Below are 411 nucleotides of genomic sequence, written 5' to 3'. Positions count from 1 at the left end.
CCTGCCGGTGAGCCACACCGGTCTCTTGAGGGTCTGAGGTTCCCCCGAGATGCGGGAAGCGGTGACAGTAGGTCAGATGGGACTCACAGAGAGGAGCCCTGTTGATGCCTGCCCCGAGGAAGTACCCGCTGGAGTTGCGTGAGCGTGCGGTGCGGATGTACCGCGCCGCGGAGCCGAAGCCCGTGATCCGCCGTATGGCCGAGGAGATCGGTGTCCATCATGAGGCCCTGCGCGGCTGGATCCGCCAGGCCGAGGCCGACGCCGGCGAACGCAACGATCTGCTGACCAGCGACGAACGCGCCGAGCTGGCCGCGCTGCGCAAGGAGAACACCCAGCTCAAGCGGTCGAACGAGATCCTGCGGACGGCCTCGGCTTTTTTCGCGGCACAGCTCGACCCGACCCGGTCCAGGT

1 protein-coding gene is annotated in these 411 nt (G+C 67.2%); it reads left to right on the top strand.

Features of this window, described 5'->3' with window-relative positions; translation table 11 throughout:
• Positions 1-104 precede the first annotated feature (104 nt).
• The coding region (locus tag IF43_RS0135685; RefSeq protein ID WP_031090208.1) for a transposase at positions 105-411 on the top strand (307 nt) is incomplete at its 3' end.

It is taken from the genome of Streptomyces sp. NRRL S-87, assembly GCF_000719335.1.
Classification (GTDB): Bacteria; Actinomycetota; Actinomycetes; order Streptomycetales; family Streptomycetaceae; genus Streptomyces.
The sequence above is the reverse complement of the archived record's forward strand: the minus strand, read 5'-3'. Positions and strand labels throughout refer to the sequence as shown.